The organism is Aureimonas sp. N4 (assembly GCF_001463925.1).
Taxonomy (GTDB): domain Bacteria; phylum Pseudomonadota; class Alphaproteobacteria; order Rhizobiales; family Rhizobiaceae; genus Aureimonas; species Aureimonas ureilytica_A.
Window position 1 is genome coordinate 1 of record NZ_BBWS01000062.1, and the last position, 17,518, is coordinate 17,518.

The 17,518-nt window shown below is 61.7% G+C and carries 13 protein-coding genes and 1 tRNA gene; all 14 read left to right on the top strand.

Features of this window, described 5'->3' with window-relative positions:
• Positions 1–145: 145 nt before the first annotated feature.
• The 14 genes from AUL28_RS21310 (at position 146) to fusA (ending at position 17,452) form a co-directional block, all read left to right on the top strand.
• Entirely contained in the window at positions 146–844 is a 699-nt protein-coding gene (locus AUL28_RS21310; protein WP_062236878.1) for a hypothetical protein, read from the top strand.
• A gap of 4 nt (positions 845–848) precedes the next feature.
• Complete coding sequence (locus AUL28_RS21315; protein WP_062236880.1) at positions 849–1,703, top strand: hypothetical protein; 855 nt, start codon at positions 849–851, stop codon at positions 1,701–1,703.
• Between the two features lie 53 nt (positions 1,704–1,756).
• Positions 1,757–1,832 (top strand) — tRNA-Trp (locus tag AUL28_RS21320).
• Between the two features lie 130 nt (positions 1,833–1,962).
• Entirely contained in the window at positions 1,963–2,163 is a 201-nt protein-coding gene (gene secE, locus AUL28_RS21325) for a preprotein translocase subunit SecE (protein ID WP_058602097.1), read from the top strand.
• A gap of 24 nt (positions 2,164–2,187) precedes the next feature.
• Positions 2,188–2,718, top strand: coding sequence for a transcription termination/antitermination protein NusG (nusG, locus tag AUL28_RS21330; protein WP_058602096.1), 531 nt, complete (start codon positions 2,188–2,190; stop codon positions 2,716–2,718).
• A gap of 138 nt (positions 2,719–2,856) precedes the next feature.
• On the top strand, positions 2,857–3,285 hold the full coding sequence (gene rplK / locus AUL28_RS21335) for a 50S ribosomal protein L11 (RefSeq protein WP_058602095.1): 429 nt from the start codon (positions 2,857–2,859) through the stop codon (positions 3,283–3,285).
• A 4-nt stretch (positions 3,286–3,289) separates the two neighbouring features.
• Positions 3,290–3,991 (top strand): 50S ribosomal protein L1, encoded by a 702-nt coding sequence (gene rplA, locus AUL28_RS21340; RefSeq protein ID WP_058602094.1) that lies wholly within the window; start codon positions 3,290–3,292, stop codon positions 3,989–3,991.
• A 363-nt stretch (positions 3,992–4,354) separates the two neighbouring features.
• Positions 4,355–4,873 carry a 50S ribosomal protein L10 gene (gene rplJ, locus AUL28_RS21345; RefSeq protein ID WP_058602093.1) on the top strand — a complete coding sequence of 173 codons (519 nt, stop codon included), beginning with the start codon at positions 4,355–4,357 and terminating at the stop codon, positions 4,871–4,873.
• Between the two features lie 51 nt (positions 4,874–4,924).
• Positions 4,925–5,299: a 50S ribosomal protein L7/L12 gene (gene rplL, locus AUL28_RS21350; RefSeq protein ID WP_058602092.1), complete on the top strand. Its 375-nt coding sequence runs from the start codon at positions 4,925–4,927 to the stop codon at positions 5,297–5,299.
• A gap of 269 nt (positions 5,300–5,568) precedes the next feature.
• Positions 5,569–9,720 carry a DNA-directed RNA polymerase subunit beta gene (rpoB, locus tag AUL28_RS21355; protein WP_062236884.1) on the top strand — a complete coding sequence of 1,384 codons (4,152 nt, stop codon included), beginning with the start codon at positions 5,569–5,571 and terminating at the stop codon, positions 9,718–9,720.
• Positions 9,721–9,859: 139 nt separating this feature from the next.
• Positions 9,860–14,059 carry a DNA-directed RNA polymerase subunit beta' gene (rpoC, locus tag AUL28_RS21360; protein ID WP_062236885.1) on the top strand — a complete coding sequence of 1,400 codons (4,200 nt, stop codon included), beginning with the start codon at positions 9,860–9,862 and terminating at the stop codon, positions 14,057–14,059.
• 398 nt (positions 14,060–14,457) lie between these two features.
• A complete protein-coding gene (gene rpsL, locus AUL28_RS21365; RefSeq protein ID WP_019998957.1) occupies positions 14,458–14,829 on the top strand; it encodes a 30S ribosomal protein S12 in 372 nt (123 codons plus the stop codon).
• A 31-nt stretch (positions 14,830–14,860) separates the two neighbouring features.
• The gene (gene rpsG / locus AUL28_RS21370; protein WP_058602089.1) at positions 14,861–15,331 is read left to right on the top strand and encodes a 30S ribosomal protein S7; all 471 of its coding nucleotides are present in this window, start codon (positions 14,861–14,863) and stop codon (positions 15,329–15,331) included.
• Between the two features lie 30 nt (positions 15,332–15,361).
• Positions 15,362–17,452, top strand: a complete 2,091-nt coding sequence (fusA, locus tag AUL28_RS21375; RefSeq protein ID WP_062236888.1) for an elongation factor G — start codon at positions 15,362–15,364, stop codon at positions 17,450–17,452.
• Positions 17,453–17,518: the final 66 nt, after the last annotated feature.

Consider the following 17,518-nt stretch of genomic DNA (forward strand, 5'->3'; position numbering starts at 1 on the left):
GTTCATTCGAACGCACGAGCGGGCCCTTCGGGGCCCGTTTTCGTTTGGGGGCTATCTTGCCATCCCGGGAGATTGGAAGCGTTCTTGCTTGCTTGGCCGGGTCCGGGGGGACTAGAGCCTGTCAGGAAACAGGAAGGATGCCGTCATGTCTGCCGAAATCGCCCGCGTCTTCATTGGCTTCGATTCCAAGGAAGTGGTCGCCTACCATGTGCTGGCCCAGAGCATCATCGAGCACGCGACGATGCCCGTCCTGTTCTCGCCCATCGTGCTGCCGCATCTGCACGAGACCTTCACACGCGAGCGCAATGCGCTCCAGTCCACGGAATTCTCGTTCTCGCGCTTCCTCGTGCCCTATCTCAGCGGCTTCGAGGGCTGGAGCCTGTTCATGGACTGCGACATGCTGATGCGCGCCGACATTGCCGAGCTTTGGGCGCTCAGGGACGACAGCGCGGCGGTCATGTGCGTGAAGCACGACTACCAGCCGAAGGTCGAAACCAAGTTTCTGGGCCAGGTGCAGACCAAGTACGAGAAGAAGAACTGGTCGAGCGTCATGCTCTTCAACAATGCGCGCTGCCGCGCTCTGACGCCGGACTTCGTGAACAGCGCGACGGGCCTGGCGCTTCACCAGTTCAAATGGCTGGAGAGCGACAATGAGATCGGCGAACTGCCGGCCGCGTGGAACTGGCTCGTCAATGAATACGAACACGATGCGAGCGCGAAGAACGTCCATTTCACCGATGGCGGCCCTTACTTCGACGAGTATCGCAATGACGACTATGCCGAGGAATGGTTCGCCATGCGCGAGCGCATGTTGCATGTGACGCAGCGCGCGCTGAAGGCCTGACCGAATGACGAAACCGGAGGGCTTTCCGCAGGCTGGCGAATCAGACGCGCTCAATCGCTGGACTGCGTTCTTTCGCGGATTTTCGACCATCCTTCTGATCGCCAATAGCGACGCGGTTCGGATCGACGATCTGCGCGCGCGCTATGGCGAGGACGCTCTCTTCGTTTTCTTCAACAAGGTCTACAAGGTTCTGGATCGGCCCTTCGACGGTCCGTGCCTTCTCGTGGCGCGCTCCGGCCCGGCGGGCGCCAACATCGTCTATCGCCGCGAAGTGGGGGAGGTGACGAAACTCGTTCGCTCGCCGCGCTTCCGTGGCATCTGCAATCTACGGGCCGGCGCGGCGGAGCAATTCAGCCCGAGCGACGATTTCGCCATTCCCGAGCCCGTCGGGCATCTCGATTTGTCCGCCGATCTCTCCGGCTTCTACCCCGAGACGCATCTGGCGACGAGCGGTTTCGCCCTTGCGCTATTTCTGATCGAAGTCGCGCCCGAGTCGAAGGTCGTCCTCGCGGGTTTTACGGCCAGGCGCAGCCAGAAATGGAAGCTCTTCGCCGATCATGACTGGACCTTCGAGCAGATCGTCCTGCGCCTTCTCCTGCGCTCCGGGCGTCTGCACATGACGGGCAGCGTCGCGCCCGATCTGTTCGGCGCGGTGTCGCGACGATTCCCCGAGTTCTCGTCGGGCGACGTGTCGAGCGTCGCGGCCGAGGTGCTGACGGAGCGGCTGGAAGGGGCGAATCTGGCGATCGACGATCTTCTGAAACTGACGCGACCCCAACGTCGCTTTGACGCGCTTTTACGCCGTCTCAAGCCTAAAACACGAAAGGCCAAGCTTGCTGAGCGCCAAGCCCAGCAATAGGGCTTGCAAAAGCGTGTCGATCTGGATATCTCCAACTCCACGACGACCCCCGCAGGGGTATAGCTCAGTTGGTAGAGCGGCGGTCTCCAAAACCGCAGGTCGTAGGTTCGAGCCCTACTGCCCCTGCCAGTTTCCTCCCAGTCAAAATGATTTCGACCCCCTTGTGAATCGGTTCGGGTCGGTTTATGTAGTTTTTAACAGACGCGTGGCGCGCGGAGCTGGTCACACAGCTTTACGCGCCTTCTGCCGTGAGCGGTGCATGGCCTCCAAGACAAATCCTTTTACGTTTCTGCAGCAGGTGCGGACCGAAGTCGCGAAGGTGACCTGGCCCACTCGTCGCGAGACGGTGATTTCGACCATTATGGTTTTCATCATGGTCGCCTTTGCGGCGACTTTCCTTTTCGTGGCGGATCAGGCGATCGGCTATGGGGTCGGCGCCATCATGAGCGCTGGTCGATAAAAGACGTTTATACGCAGGAATTTCATGGCCGCTCGCTGGTACATCGTCCACGCCTATTCGAACTTCGAAAAGAAGGTTGCCGAATCCATCGAGGAGCAGGCGCGCCAGAAGGGTCTTTCGGACAAATTCGAGAAGATCCTCGTTCCGACCGAAAAGGTGACGGAAGTTCGTCGCGGCCGTAAGGTGGACTCGGAGCGCAAGTTCTTTCCGGGCTACGTGCTGGTGAAGGCGGATCTGACCGATCAGGTGTTCTCGCTCATCAAGAACACGCCGAAGGTCACCGGGTTCCTGGGTCCCGACAACAGGCCCGTTCCGATTTCCGAGGCGGAAGCCACGCACATCCTGAGTCAGGTTCAGGAAGGTGTCGAGCGTCCCAAGGCCTCGATCTCTTTTGATGTGGGTGAGCAGATCCGCGTATCGGATGGGCCTTTCGCATCGTTCAATGGTGTGGTTCAGGAAGTCGACCATGAGCGGGCGCGCCTGAAAGTGGAAGTTTCGATCTTCGGCCGTGCAACGCCCGTCGATCTTGAATTCGGTCAGGTCGAGAAGATCTGATCGAGAGGGCCTTGCGGCTCTCGACCGTGCGGAAGGTGAGGCGGGCTGAGCCGGCTCTCCAAGATCCGAACCGCACATCTGCATGGGGCTTTCGAGCCCAAAGGCCGGATTGCCGGCACAACGAAAAGGCAGAAGCTTATGGCTAAGAAAGTAGCAGGCCAGCTTAAGCTGCAGGTCAAGGCCGGTTCGGCGACTCCGTCGCCCCCGATCGGTCCCGCCCTCGGTCAGCGCGGCATCAACATCATGGAGTTCTGCAAGGCGTTCAACGCGCAGACCCAGGAGATGGAGAAGGGATCGCCCGTTCCGGTCGTGATCACCTACTACGTCGATAAGTCCTTCACCTTCGTGATGAAGACGGCTCCCGTGAGCTTCTTCCTCAAGAAGGCGGCTGGCCTCACCAGCGGCTCCAAGGAGCCCGGCAAGGTCGTTGCCGGCAAGGTCACGCAGGCTCAGGTCCGCGAGATCGCCGAGAAGAAGATGAAGGATCTGAACGCGAATGACGTCGATGCCGCCATGACCATGGTCATGGGCTCGGCTCGTTCGATGGGCCTGGAAGTGGTGGGCTGAGACGATGGCTAAGATTGCAAAGCGCATTGCGAAGGCCCGCGAGGGTATCGACCGCGAGAAGCTCTACGACCTCGCCGACGCGATCGCTCTTCTGAAGGAGCGTTCCACGGCCAAGTTCGACGAGACGATCGAAATCGCGATGAATCTCGGCGTCGATCCTCGTCATGCGGACCAGATGGTTCGTGGCGTCGTCAATCTTCCGAACGGCACTGGCCGTACGGTCCGCGTCGCGGTCTTCGCGCGCGGCGCCAAGGCCGACGAAGCTCGCGCTGCCGGCGCCGACATCGTCGGAGCGGAAGAGCTGGTCGAGCAGGTTCAGGGCGGTCAGATCGACTTCGACCGCGCCATCGCGACCCCGGACATGATGGGCCTCGTCGGTCGTCTCGGTAAGGTGCTCGGCCCGCGCGGCCTGATGCCGAACCCGCGCGTTGGCACGGTGACCATGGACGTCGCTGCGGCCGTCAAGGCGTCGAAGGGCGGTGCGGTCGAGTTCCGCGTCGAGAAGGCCGGCATCATTCACGCTGGCGTCGGCAAGGCCTCGTTCGGCGCGGACGCGCTACTCGAGAACATCCGCGCTTTCGCGGACGCCGTCACCAAGGCGAAGCCGTCGGGCGCCAAGGGCAATTATGTCCAGCGCATCGCGGTTTCCTCGACCATGGGCCCCGGCATCAAGGTCGACCCCGCGACGGTTCGTCCGGTCGCCTGATTGCAATTCGGAAGGACAGGGGGCATATCCCGTCCTTCCAACATCATCTCGAGTCGCGAGAGCGGCTCGGATAGGTGAGGCTTCTCGCGAAGCCTCGCTTCCTGTCCAAGATTGCGGGCGACCATTCGGATGATCCGAGGGGTCTTAATCCACCAGCCTGCATGAGACGGGGAAAGATCCGAATTCGTTGGCCTATGGCCAAGACCTTCGGTTCGAACCTCTGAATGCCTTGTGTTGTCTACGGTTCCCATGCGGACCCAGGGAAGCCAAGGGGACAGGATCCTCGAGCGTCGTTCGGTTCGCCGAACGGCAAACGGCAACCGGAGCTTGCTCGCAAGGGTAAGTTCCAACTGGAGAGTGGCAGTGGACAGAGCGGAAAAGCGCGAGTTCGTCACCGAGCTGAACGGAGCCTTCAAGGCGTCCGGTTCGATCGTGGTGGCTCGTTATGCCGGTCTCACCGTCGCGCAGATGAACGATCTTCGTACGAAGATGCGTGCGCAGGGTGGAACCGTCAAAGTCGCGAAGAACCGCCTCGCCCAAATTGCTCTTCAAGGCACGGACGCCGAAAAGATCGACGGATTGTTTCAGGGCCAGACCCTGATCGCCTATTCCGCCGATCCGATTGCGGCTCCGAAGGTGGCCAACGACTTCGCCAAGGGGAACGACAAGCTCGTCATCCTCGGTGGAGCGATGGGCACCACGGCCCTCGATGCGGAAGGGGTCAAGGCTTTGGCCGCCCTTCCGTCGCTCGACGAACTGCGCGGAAAGCTGCTGGGCATGATCCAGACCCCGGCGACCCGTATCGCAGCCGTCGTTGCGGCACCCGCGGCTCAGCTCGCGCGCGTGTTCTCGGCCTATGCCAAGAAGGACGAAGCGGCGTGAGGCTTGTTCCTCGCTGCATTCAGAACATTCGAACTGTAAAGGAAGACTACTATGGCTGATCTCGCCAAGATCGTTGAAGACCTGTCGAGCCTGACCGTCCTCGAGGCCGCTGAGCTCTCGAAGATGCTCGAAGAGAAGTGGGGCGTCTCCGCTGCAGCTCCCGTCGCCGTTGCCGCCGCTGGCGGCGCTGGCCCGGTGGCTGAAGTCGAAGAGAAGACCGAGTTCGACGTGATCCTCGCCGAAGCCGGCGCGAACAAGATCAACGTCATCAAGGAAGTCCGCGCGATCACGGGCCTCGGCCTCAAGGAAGCCAAGGACCTCGTCGACGGCGCTCCGAAGCCGGTCAAGGAAGCCGTCTCGAAGGACGAAGCTGCCAAGATCAAGGACCAGCTCGAGAAGGCTGGCGCGAAGGTCGACGTCAAGTAAGACCGCCTTCTTGGCGTCTTGCGCATGAAAATGGCGGGCGGGACGGCAGTTTGCCGTTCCGCCTTCCGTGCTCGGGGCGGAACCTTCGTTTCGAGCGTGCGTGTCTCCCGAGGGCCGGGCTTCGGCTTTCGGGAGACACGGACCGGCCTCTGGTCCCCACAGTCTGACGCCGAGCGGCGGGCCCACCGCGACAGGCGTTTCTCCCCGGCGGGGAGGACAGTATAGTTCAGCCCTTCGGTCAAGGGCGCTGACGAGAGCAAGGAGCGACGATGTCTCAGACGACGACGTTTAGCGGTCGCAGGCGCGTACGCAAGTTCTTCGGGTCCATCCCCGAAGTCGCCGAGATGCCCAATCTCATTGAGGTTCAGAAGGCGTCCTATGATCAGTTCCTCATGGTGGACGAGCCCGAGGGCGGGCGTCCCGACGAGGGGCTGCAGTCCGTTTTCCGCTCCGTTTTCCCGATTTCCGACTTCGCCGGCCATTCGATGCTGGAATTCGTCAAGTACGAGTTCGAGCAGCCGAAATTCGACGTCGATGAGTGCCGCCAGCGTGATCTGACCTACGCGGCGCCGCTCAAGGTGACGCTGCGCCTCATCGTGTTCGATGTCGACGAGGATACGGGCTCCAAGTCCATCAAGGACATCAAGGAGCAGGACGTCTACATGGGCGACATGCCGCTCATGACGATGAACGGCACCTTCATCGTCAACGGCACGGAGCGCGTCATCGTCTCGCAGATGCACCGTTCGCCGGGCGTCTTCTTCGATCACGACAAGGGCAAGTCGCACTCGTCCGGCAAGCTGCTCTTTGCCGCGCGCGTCATCCCCTATCGCGGCTCCTGGCTCGATATCGAGTTCGACGCCAAGGACATCGTGTTTGCGCGCATCGACCGGCGCCGCAAGATTCCCGTGACCTCGCTCCTCATGGCGCTGGGCATGGATGGCGAAGAGATCCTCTCCACCTTCTACAATGTGGTGAAGTTCGAGAAGGGCAAGGACGGCTGGCGGATTCCGTTCTCGGTCGAGCGCGTGCGCGGCCAGAAGGCGATCACCGACCTGATCGACGCCGATTCCGGCGAAGTGCTGGTCGAAGCCGGCAAGAAGGTCACCGCTCGTCAGGCGCGCCAGATGAAGGAGCGCGGCGTCGTGGCTCTGCGCGCCACTGACGAGGACCTGTTCGGCAACTATCTCGCCGAGGACGTCGTGAATTTCGCGACGGGCGAAATCTATCTCGAAGCGGGCGACGAGATCGACGAGAAGACCCTCAAGGTTCTGCTCGACGCGGGCTACGAGGACGTACCCGTTCTCGACATCGATCACGTGACGGTCGGCGCCTATATTCGCAATACGCTGGCGGCCGACAAGAACGAGAATCGCCAGGACGCGCTGTTCGACATCTACCGCGTCATGCGCCCCGGCGAGCCGCCGACGATGGAAACGGCGGAGGCCATGTTCCAGTCGCTGTTCTTCGATGCCGAGCGCTACGACCTGTCGGCGGTCGGTCGCGTCAAGATGAACATGCGTCTCGACGTCAACGCCGAGGATACGGTTCGCGTCCTGCGCAAGGAAGACATTCTGGCGGTGGTTCGCCTGCTCGTGGACCTGCGCGACGGCAAGGGCGAGATTGACGACATCGACAATCTCGGCAACCGCCGCGTGCGTTCGGTCGGCGAGCTCATGGAGAACCAGTACCGCGTCGGTCTGCTCCGCATGGAGCGCGCGATCAAGGAGCGCATGTCGTCGGTCGAGATCGACACCGTCATGCCGCAGGACCTGATCAACGCGAAGCCGGCGGCCGCCGCCGTGCGCGAGTTCTTCGGCTCGTCGCAGCTGTCGCAGTTCATGGATCAGACCAACCCGCTTTCCGAGATCACGCACAAGCGTCGTCTCTCGGCGCTCGGCCCCGGTGGTCTGACCCGCGAGCGCGCCGGCTTCGAAGTGCGCGACGTGCACCCGACGCATTACGGCCGTATCTGCCCGATCGAAACGCCGGAAGGCCCGAATATCGGTCTGATCAACTCGCTGGCCACTTTCGCACGCGTCAACAAGTACGGCTTCATCGAAAGCCCGTATCGCCGCGTTGTGGACGGGAAGGTGACGGGCGACGTCGTCTATCTGTCCGCGATGGAAGAGTCGAAGCACTACGTGGCTCAGGCGAACGCCATCCTGACGGATGACATGCGCTTTGCCGAAGACTCGGTCATCTGCCGTCATTCCGGCGACGTGATGATGACGCCGCGCGAGAACGTCGATCTGATGGACGTGTCGCCGAAGCAGCTCGTGTCGGTCGCGGCTGCGCTCATTCCGTTCCTCGAGAACGACGACGCGAACCGCGCTCTCATGGGCTCGAACATGCAGCGTCAGGCCGTGCCGCTGGTGCGCGCCGAAGCGCCGTTCGTCGGCACCGGCATGGAAGCCGTCGTGGCGCGCGACTCGGGCGCTGCCATCGCCGCTCGTCGTGGCGGTGTGGTCGATCAGGTGGATGCGACGCGTATCGTTGTCCGCGCGACGGAAGACCTCGAAGGCGGTCGTTCGGGCGTCGACATCTATCGCCTGATGAAGTTCCAGCGTTCCAACCAGTCGACCTGCATCAACCAGCGCCCGCTGGTGAAGATGGGCGACCGGGTGCGCCGCGGGGACATCATCGCGGACGGTCCGTCGACCGATCTCGGCGATCTCGCCCTCGGCCGGAACGTGCTCGTCGCGTTCATGCCGTGGAACGGCTACAACTACGAGGATTCGATCCTCCTGTCCGAGCGCATCGTCGCCGACGACGTCTTCACCTCGATTCATATCGAGGAATTCGAGGTCATGGCGCGCGACACCAAGCTCGGCCCTGAGGAAATCACGCGCGACATTCCGAACGTGTCGGAAGAAGCGCTGAAGAATCTCGACGAAGCGGGCATCGTCTATATCGGCGCGGAAGTGCAGCCGGGCGACATCCTGGTCGGGAAGATCACGCCGAAGGGCGAAAGCCCGATGACGCCGGAAGAGAAGCTTCTGCGCGCCATCTTCGGTGAAAAGGCGTCCGACGTCCGCGATACCTCGAACCGTATGCCTCCCGGCACCTACGGTACGGTCGTGGAAGTGCGCGTCTTCAACCGCCACGGCGTGGAAAAAGACGAGCGCGCGATGGCGATCGAGCGCGAGGAGATCGAGCGTCTCGCGAAGGACCGAGACGACGAGCAGGCCATTCTCGACCGTAACGTCTATGGCCGCCTGGTCGAGATGCTGAACGGGCAGGCGGGTGTCGCCGGTCCGCGTGGCTTCCGTAAGGGGACGCAGATCTCGCCCGACGTGATGAACGAGTATCCCCGCTCGCAGTGGTGGATGTTCGCCGTCGAAGACGAGCGGATGCAGGGCGAACTCGAAGGGCTGCGGTCCGTCTACGACGAGTCCAAGAAGACGCTCGAACAGCGCTTCATGGACAAGGTCGAGAAGGTCCAGCGCGGCGACGAACTGCCTCCGGGCGTCATGAAGCAGGTGAAGGTCTTCGTCGCGGTCAAGCGCAAGATCCAGCCGGGCGACAAGATGGCTGGCCGTCACGGCAACAAGGGCGTCGTCTCGCGCATCGTGCCGGTGGAGGACATGCCGTTCACCGCCGATGGCACGCATGTCGACATCGTTCTGAACCCGCTGGGCGTGCCGTCGCGCATGAATGTCGGTCAGATTCTCGAGACGCATCTCGGCTGGGCTTGCGCCGGCATGGGACGCCAGATCGGTGATCTGCTCGAGGCTTACCAGCAGACGCATGATGTAGCCCCGCTGCGCAACGAGATCGCCGAACTGATGGGCGAGAGCGAACGCAACGAGCGCGTGGCGCAGTATGACGAGGAATCCGTCGTCACGCTGGCCAAGCAGCTGCGCAAGGGTGTGTCGATCGCAACGCCGGTGTTCGACGGTGCGAACGAGCGCGACATCGTGGAGATGCTCGAAAAGGCCGGTCTGAATGGCTCCGGTCAGGTCACCTTGCATGACGGTCGTACGGGCGAGCCCTTCGATCGTCAGGTCACGGTCGGCTACATCTACATGCTGAAGCTGCACCACCTCGTGGACGACAAGATCCACGCCCGTTCGATCGGCCCGTACTCGCTCGTCACCCAGCAGCCGTTGGGCGGTAAGGCGCAGTTCGGCGGCCAGCGCTTCGGCGAAATGGAGGTCTGGGCGCTCGAAGCCTATGGTGCCGCCTACACGCTGCAGGAAATGCTGACCGTGAAGTCGGACGACGTGGCGGGTCGCACCAAGGTCTACGAGTCGATCGTGCGTGGCGATGACGCGTTCGAGTCCGGCATTCCCGAGAGCTTCAACGTTCTCGTCAAGGAAATGCGCTCGCTCGGCCTCGACGTCGATCTGTCGAACACGGTGGCTGAACTGCCTTACTCCGGGTCCCCTGTGGAAGGGCTGCCCGACGCGGCCGAATAGGCCGCCTCGCAAACGCCGCCTTGTGCGGTCAGGATCGGCGCCCAACGTCTGGGGGCCGATCGGTCTTTGCGGAATCGTTCTTGGCGCCGGCTCCGCCCGGTGCATGGAGAGGCCCCGGGCCTCATAAGGAGACAGCACCATGAACCAAGAGGTTATGAATCTCTTCAATCCTCAGGTGCAGGCGCAAACGTTCGACTCGATCCGGATCTCGATCGCGAGCCCGGAAAAGATCCTGTCCTGGTCGTTCGGCGAGATCAAGAAGCCGGAAACGATCAACTACCGCACGTTCAAGCCCGAGCGTGACGGCCTGTTCTGCGCGCGTATCTTCGGCCCGATCAAGGACTACGAGTGCTTGTGCGGCAAGTACAAGCGCATGAAGTACAAGGGCATCATTTGCGAAAAGTGCGGCGTCGAGGTCACCCTCTCGCGCGTGCGGCGCGAGCGCATGGGCCATATCGAGCTGGCCGCTCCGGTTGCGCACATCTGGTTCCTGAAGTCGCTTCCGAGCCGCATCGGCACGCTGCTCGACATGACGCTGAAGGATATCGAACGCGTCCTGTATTTCGAGAACTACATCGTCACCGAGCCTGGTCTTACTGCCCTGAAGGAGCATCAGCTCCTCTCGGAAGAAGAGTACCTGATCGCCGTTGACGAATATGGCGAGGATTCGTTCACCGCGTTGATCGGCGCGGAGGCGATCCAAGAACTTCTGGCTTCGATGGATCTCGAGCGGATCGCCGGCGATCTGCGCGAGGAGCTTGCGACGACAACGTCCGAGCTCAAGACCAAGAAGCTGATGAAGCGGCTGAAGATCGTCGAGAACTTCTTGGAGTCGGGCAACCGTCCCGAGTGGATGATCATGAGCGTGATCCCGGTGATCCCGCCGGATCTGCGTCCGCTCGTGCCGCTCGACGGTGGCCGTTTCGCTACGTCCGATCTGAACGATCTGTATCGTCGCGTCATCAACCGCAACAACCGCCTGAAGCGGCTGATCGAACTGCGCGCGCCGGGCATCATCATCCGCAACGAGAAGCGCATGCTTCAAGAAGCGGTGGACGCGCTGTTCGACAACGGTCGTCGCGGCCGCGTCATCACGGGCGCCAACAAGCGCCCGCTGAAGTCGCTGTCCGACATGCTGAAGGGCAAGCAGGGCCGCTTCCGCCAGAACCTGCTCGGCAAGCGCGTCGATTATTCCGGCCGCTCGGTCATCGTGACCGGCCCGAGCCTCAAGCTGCACCAGTGCGGCCTGCCGAAGAAGATGGCGCTTGAGCTGTTCAAGCCCTTCATCTACGCGCGTCTCGACGCCAAGGGCTTCTCCTCGACGGTGAAGCAGGCCAAGAAACTGGTCGAGAAGGAGCGCCCGGAGGTCTGGGATATTCTCGACGAGGTCATCCGCGAGCATCCGGTTCTTCTGAACCGCGCGCCGACGCTGCACCGCCTGGGCATCCAGGCCTTCGAGCCGGTCCTGATCGAAGGCAAGGCGATCCAGCTGCATCCGCTGGTCTGCACGGCCTTTAACGCGGACTTCGACGGCGACCAGATGGCGGTTCACGTGCCGCTGTCGATCGAGGCGCAGTTGGAAGCGCGCGTCCTCATGATGTCGACCAACAACATCCTGCATCCGGCCAATGGTCTGCCGATCATCGTGCCGTCGCAGGACATGGTTCTCGGTCTCTACTATCTTTCGATCATGAACGAGAACGAGCCGGGGCAGGGCATGGCCTTCTCCGACATCGGTGAACTCGAGCACGCGATCGCCTCGAAGGTCGTGACGCTGCACACGAAGATTCGTGGCCGCATCCGTTCGATCGACAAGGACGGCAACGAGACGTCCAAGATCTACGAGACGACGCCGGGTCGTATGCTCATCGGCCAGCTCTTGCCGAAGACGCACAAGATCACCTTCGACATCGCCAACGACTTGATGACGAAGAAGAACATCTCGAAGATGATCGACACCGTCTACCGCCACTGCGGTCAGAAGGACACGGTGATCTTCTGTGATCGCATCATGCAGCTCGGCTTCAAGCATGCCTGCCTCGCCGGCATTTCGTTCGGCAAGGACGACATGGTCATCCCGGATACCAAGCCGAAGCTGATCGGTGAGACACAGACGCTCGCGAAGGAATATGAGCAGCAGTACAATGACGGCCTGATCACGCAGGGCGAAAAGTACAACAAGGTCGTCGACGCCTGGGCCAAGTGCACGGACAAGATCGCCGACGAGATGATGAGCCGCATTCGTGCGGTCGAATTCAACCCGGACACGGGTCGGCAGAAGCCAATGAACTCGATTTACATGATGTCGCACTCCGGTGCGCGCGGTTCGCCCACGCAGATGCGTCAGCTCGGCGCGATGCGCGGCCTGATGACCAAGCCGTCGGGCGAGATCATCGAAACGCCGATCATCTCGAACTTCAAGGAAGGTCTGACGGTTCTCGAATACTTCAACTCCACCCACGGTGCCCGTAAAGGTCTCGCGGATACGGCGTTGAAGACGGCGAACTCGGGTTACCTCACCCGTCGTCTGGTCGACGTGGCGCAGGACTGCATCATCACGCAGACCGATTGCGGCACGCCGAACGGTCTGACGATGCAGCCGATCGTCGATGCCGGTCAGGTCGTGGCGACGCTCGGCCAGCGCATTCTCGGCCGCACCGCGCTGGAGGACATCCTCCATCCGGTGACCGGCGACATCCTCGTGAAGGGCGGCGTCACGGTCGAGGAGCGGGATGTCGACATCATCGAGAAGGCTGGCGTTCAGTCGGTGAAGATTCGCTCGGCGCTGACCTGCGAAGTGCGCACCGGCATTTGCGCCGTCTGCTACGGTCGCGATCTGGCGCGCGGCACGCCCGTTAACATGGGCGAGGCCGTCGGCGTCATCGCGGCTCAGTCGATCGGCGAGCCGGGCACGCAGCTTACCATGCGCACGTTCCACATGGGCGGCACGGCGCAGGTGGTCGATCAATCGTTCCTGGAAGCTTCCTATGAGGGCAGCGTCCAGATCCGCAACCGCAACGTGGTGCGCGATTCCGAAGGCCGACTCGTGGCCATGGGTCGCAACATGGCGATCCTGATCCTCGACCCGTCGGGCAAGGAACGCGCTTCGCACCGCGTCACCTACGGTTCGCGGATCTTCGTGGACGATGGTGATCAGGTGCGTCGCGGCCAGCGTATCGCCGAGTGGGATCCCTATACCCGCCCGGTTCTGACCGAAATGGACGGTGTCGTGGAGTTCGAGGACCTCGTGGAAGGTCTCTCGGTTTCGGAACAGGCCGACGAGTCGACCGGTATCACCAAGCGTCAGGTTATCGACTGGCGGGCGAACCCGCGCGGGTCGGACTTGAAGCCTGCGCTCGTCATCCGGAAGGAAGACGGGACGATCGCCAAGCTCCAGCGTGGCACGGACGCGCGCTACCTCCTTTCGGTGGACGCGATCCTTTCCGTCGAGCCGGGCTCTAAGGTGCGTGCCGGTGACGTTCTTTCGCGCATTCCGATGGAAAGCGCGAAGACCAAGGACATCACGGGCGGTCTGCCGCGCGTCGCCGAACTCTTCGAAGCGCGTCGTCCGAAAGACAACGCCATCATCGCGGAGATCGACGGCACGATCCGGTTCGGCCGCGACTACAAGAACAAGCGCCGCATCATCATCGAACCGCATGCGGATGGCATCGAGCCTGTCGAATACCTGATCCCGAAGGGCAAGCCCTTCCATCTTCAGGAAGGCGACATGATCGAGAAGGGCGACCACATTCTCGATGGCAACCCGGCGCCGCATGACATCCTGGCCATTCGTGGTGTCGAGGCGCTGGCGAGCTACCTCGTCAACGAAATCCAGGAAGTCTACCGACTGCAGGGCGTGTTGATCAACGACAAGCACATCGAGGTGATCGTTCGCCAGATGCTGCAGAAGGTCGAGATCGTGGAGTCCGGTGACTCCGGCTACATTCCGGGCGACAATGTCGATCGGATCGAGCTGGCCGAAGTCAACGAGCGTCTGGTGGAAGAGGGCAAGAAGCCGGCCTCCGGCAACCCGGTCCTCCTCGGCATAACCAAGGCCTCGCTGCAGACGCCGAGCTTCATCTCGGCGGCGTCCTTCCAAGAGACCACACGCGTCCTTACGGAAGCGGCGGTCGCGGGCAAGATGGATACGCTGCAGGGGCTCAAGGAAAACGTTATCGTCGGCCGTCTCATCCCGGCCGGTACGGGCGGCATGATGACCCAGGTTCGTCGCATCGCCTCGTCGCGTGACGATCTCATCATCGACGATCGCCGCAAGGCTTCGGCGTCGCCGAGCGCGGACCGCCTGCTGACGAACATGACCAACGCGGCCGAGTAAACTGGTCGTGACCCGAGACAGGGGAGGGCGCCGCTCGGCGCCCTTTTCTTTATGCCGACGGCTTGGTGCCTGAGTTCAGGTTGTCAAGGGCACGTGGTGGAACGGGGCTTGACGCGCCGTCGCGGAATCGTTAAACACCCGCCAACAGAGCCGATGTAAGGCACGATATTCCCCGGAGCGACGCGCTCGGGAATGGCTCCTTAAACAAGGCTTCGTTCAACGAGACGCACCATTGCTGGTCGCATGATCGCGGTTTTGCCTGCGATCCTCTGCATCATTCCCGGGCAGACCTCTTATTATGTGAGGTCGACGCCCGGTTTCGCGTATGAACTATGCGGACCGAATCGCGGCAAGTGCCGATCGTTTCGAACCGAGATTTGAGAAGAAGGAAGGTTGGAATGCCGACCATCAACCAGCTGATCCGGAAGCCCCGCGTCCGCCCGAGCGAGCGCAATACGGTTCCGGCTCTCCAGGCCAATCCCCAGAAGCGCGGCGTTTGCACTCGCGTTTACACCACGACCCCGAAGAAGCCGAACTCGGCTCTCCGTAAGGTCGCCAAGGTGCGTCTGGTCAATGGCTTCGAGGTCATCGGCTACATCCCCGGCGAGGGGCATAACCTTCAGGAGCACTCCGTGGTCATGATCCGCGGCGGCCGCGTGAAGGATCTTCCGGGTGTGCGCTACCACATTATTCGTGGCGTGCTCGATACCCAGGGCGTCAAGGATCGTCGTCAGCGTCGTTCGAAGTACGGCGCGAAGCGTCCGAAGTAAGCCCGACCGAACGATTTAGAGAGAGCATTCGATGTCCCGTCGTCACTCTGCAGAAAAGCGCGAGATCAATCCGGATCCGAAGTTTGGTGATCTGGTTGTTACGAAGTTCATGAACGCCGTCATGTATGATGGCAAGAAGTCGGTGGCGGAGCGCATCGTCTACGGCGCGTTTGATGTCATGGGCGAAAAGACCCGCCAGGATGCCATCGGCATCTTCCATCAGGCGCTCGAGAACGTCGCTCCCCATGTGGAAGTCCGTTCGCGCCGCGTCGGTGGTGCGACCTATCAGGTCCCGGTCGATGTTCGTCCCGAGCGTCGTCAGGCTCTAGCCATTCGTTGGTTGATCACTGCCGCTCGCAACCGTAACGAGACCACGATGGTGGATCGTCTGTCGGGCGAGCTGATGGATGCGGCGAACAATCGCGGCAGCGCCGTGAAGAAGCGCGAAGACACGCACCGTATGGCAGAAGCGAATCGCGCGTTCTCGCACTACCGCTGGTAAGTCCGGCTTCAATCCGAAAGGCGACGCCCGATGGCCCGCGAATATAAGATCGAAGACTACCGCAATTTTGGCATCATGGCCCACATCGATGCCGGCAAGACGACCACGACCGAGCGGATCCTCTACTACACCGGTAAGTCCCACAAGATCGGCGAAGTCCATGACGGCGCCGCGACCATGGACTGGATGGAGCAGGAGCAGGAACGCGGCATTACGATCACGTCCGCCGCGACCACGACCTTCTGGAAGGGTCGCGACGAGAAGATGCGTCGCTTCAACATCATTGACACGCCGGGACACGTCGACTTCACGATCGAAGTCGAGCGCTCGCTCCGCGTTCTCGATGGGGCGATCGCTCTCCTGGACGCGAACGCCGGTGTCGAGCCGCAGACCGAAACGGTTTGGCGTCAGGCCGACAAGTATCACGTTCCCCGTATGATGTTCGTCAACAAGATGGACAAGACGGGCGCGGACTTCTTCCGCTGCGTGGACATGATCAAGACTCGCCTCGGCGCGCGTCCGATCGTCGTCCAGCTGCCGATCGGTGCCGAGAACGAGTTCAAGGGCGTCGTCGATCTGATCGAGATGAAGGCCCTGGTCTGGCGCGACGAGTCTCTAGGCGCTCAGTGGGACGTCGTTGAAATTCCGGCCGACCTCGCCGATCAGGCGCAAGAATATCGCGAGCTCATGATCGAGACCGCGGTGGAAGTCGACGAAGTCGCCATGGAAGCCTATCTCGAAGGCAACATGCCGGATAACGACAAGCTCCGCGCGCTGATCCGCAAGGGCACCTGCGAAGTCACGTTCACGCCAATCTTCTGCGGCTCGGCGTTCAAGAACAAGGGCGTTCAGCCCCTGCTCGACGGCGTCGTGGACTTCCTGCCGTCGCCGGTCGACGTGCCCGCGATCAAGGGCATCGACCCGAAGAACGAGACCGAGACGACGCGCGTTTCGTCTGATGACGAGCCTCTCTCGATGCTCGCCTTCAAGATCATGAACGACCCGTTCGTCGGTTCGCTCACCTTCTGCCGCATCTATTCCGGCAAGCTCACCAAGGGCACCGGCGTTCAGAACACGGTGAAGGAGAAGCGCGAACGCATCGGCCGTATGCTGCAGATGCACTCGAACTCCCGTGAAGACATCGAAGAGGCGTTCGCGGGCGACATCGTCGCTCTCGCCGGCCTCAAGGAAGTCACCACGGGCGACACGCTTTGCGATCCTCTGAAGCCGGTCATTCTGGAGCGCATGGAATTCCCCGATCCGGTCATCGAGATCGCGATCGAGCCGAAGACCAAGGGCGATCAGGAAAAGATGGGTCTCGCGCTCAACCGCTTGGCCGCCGAAGATCCCTCGTTCCGCGTCAAGACTGACGAAGAGTCCGGCCAGACGATCATCGCCGGCATGGGCGAGCTTCACCTCGACATTCTCGTCGATCGCATGAAGCGCGAGTTCAAGGTCGAGGCGAATATCGGCGCCCCGCAGGTCGCCTATCGCGAGACGATCACCCGCGCGGCGGATGTCGACTACACGCACAAGAAGCAGACCGGTGGTACCGGCCAGTTCGCTCGCGTGAAGTTGCACATCGAGCCAGGTGAGCCGACCACTGGCTATGTCTTCGAATCGAAGATCATCGGCGGTGCGGTTCCGAAGGAATACGTGCCGGGCGTTCAGAAGGGCATCGCTTCGGTGATGACCTCGGGCCCGCTTGCCGGCTTCCCGATGGTCGACATCAAGGCCGAGCTCATCGACGGTGCCTACCACGACGTCGACTCGTCGGTTCTGGCTTTCGAAATCGCCTCGCGCGCTGGCTTCCGCGAAGCCATCCAGAAGGCTGGTCCGAAGCTCCTCGAGCCGATCATGAAGGTCGAAGTCGTGACGCCGGAAGACTATGTCGGTGATGTGATCGGCGACTTGAACAGCCGCCGCGGCCAGATCCAGGGCACGGAGTCGCGGGGAATCGCGACTGTTGTCAACGCGATGGTTCCCCTCGCGAACATGTTCGGTTATGTGAACACTCTGCGTTCGATGTCTCAGGGCCGCGCCCAGTACTCGATGCAGTTCGATCACTACGAGCAGGTTCCGAACCAGGTCGCGGAAGAGATCCAGAAGAAGTTCGCCTGACGCTTCGGCGAAGGCGAATCCCTGTTGGCTCATGTGAGCCGAACGAATGATTTGATGGAGTGCCGC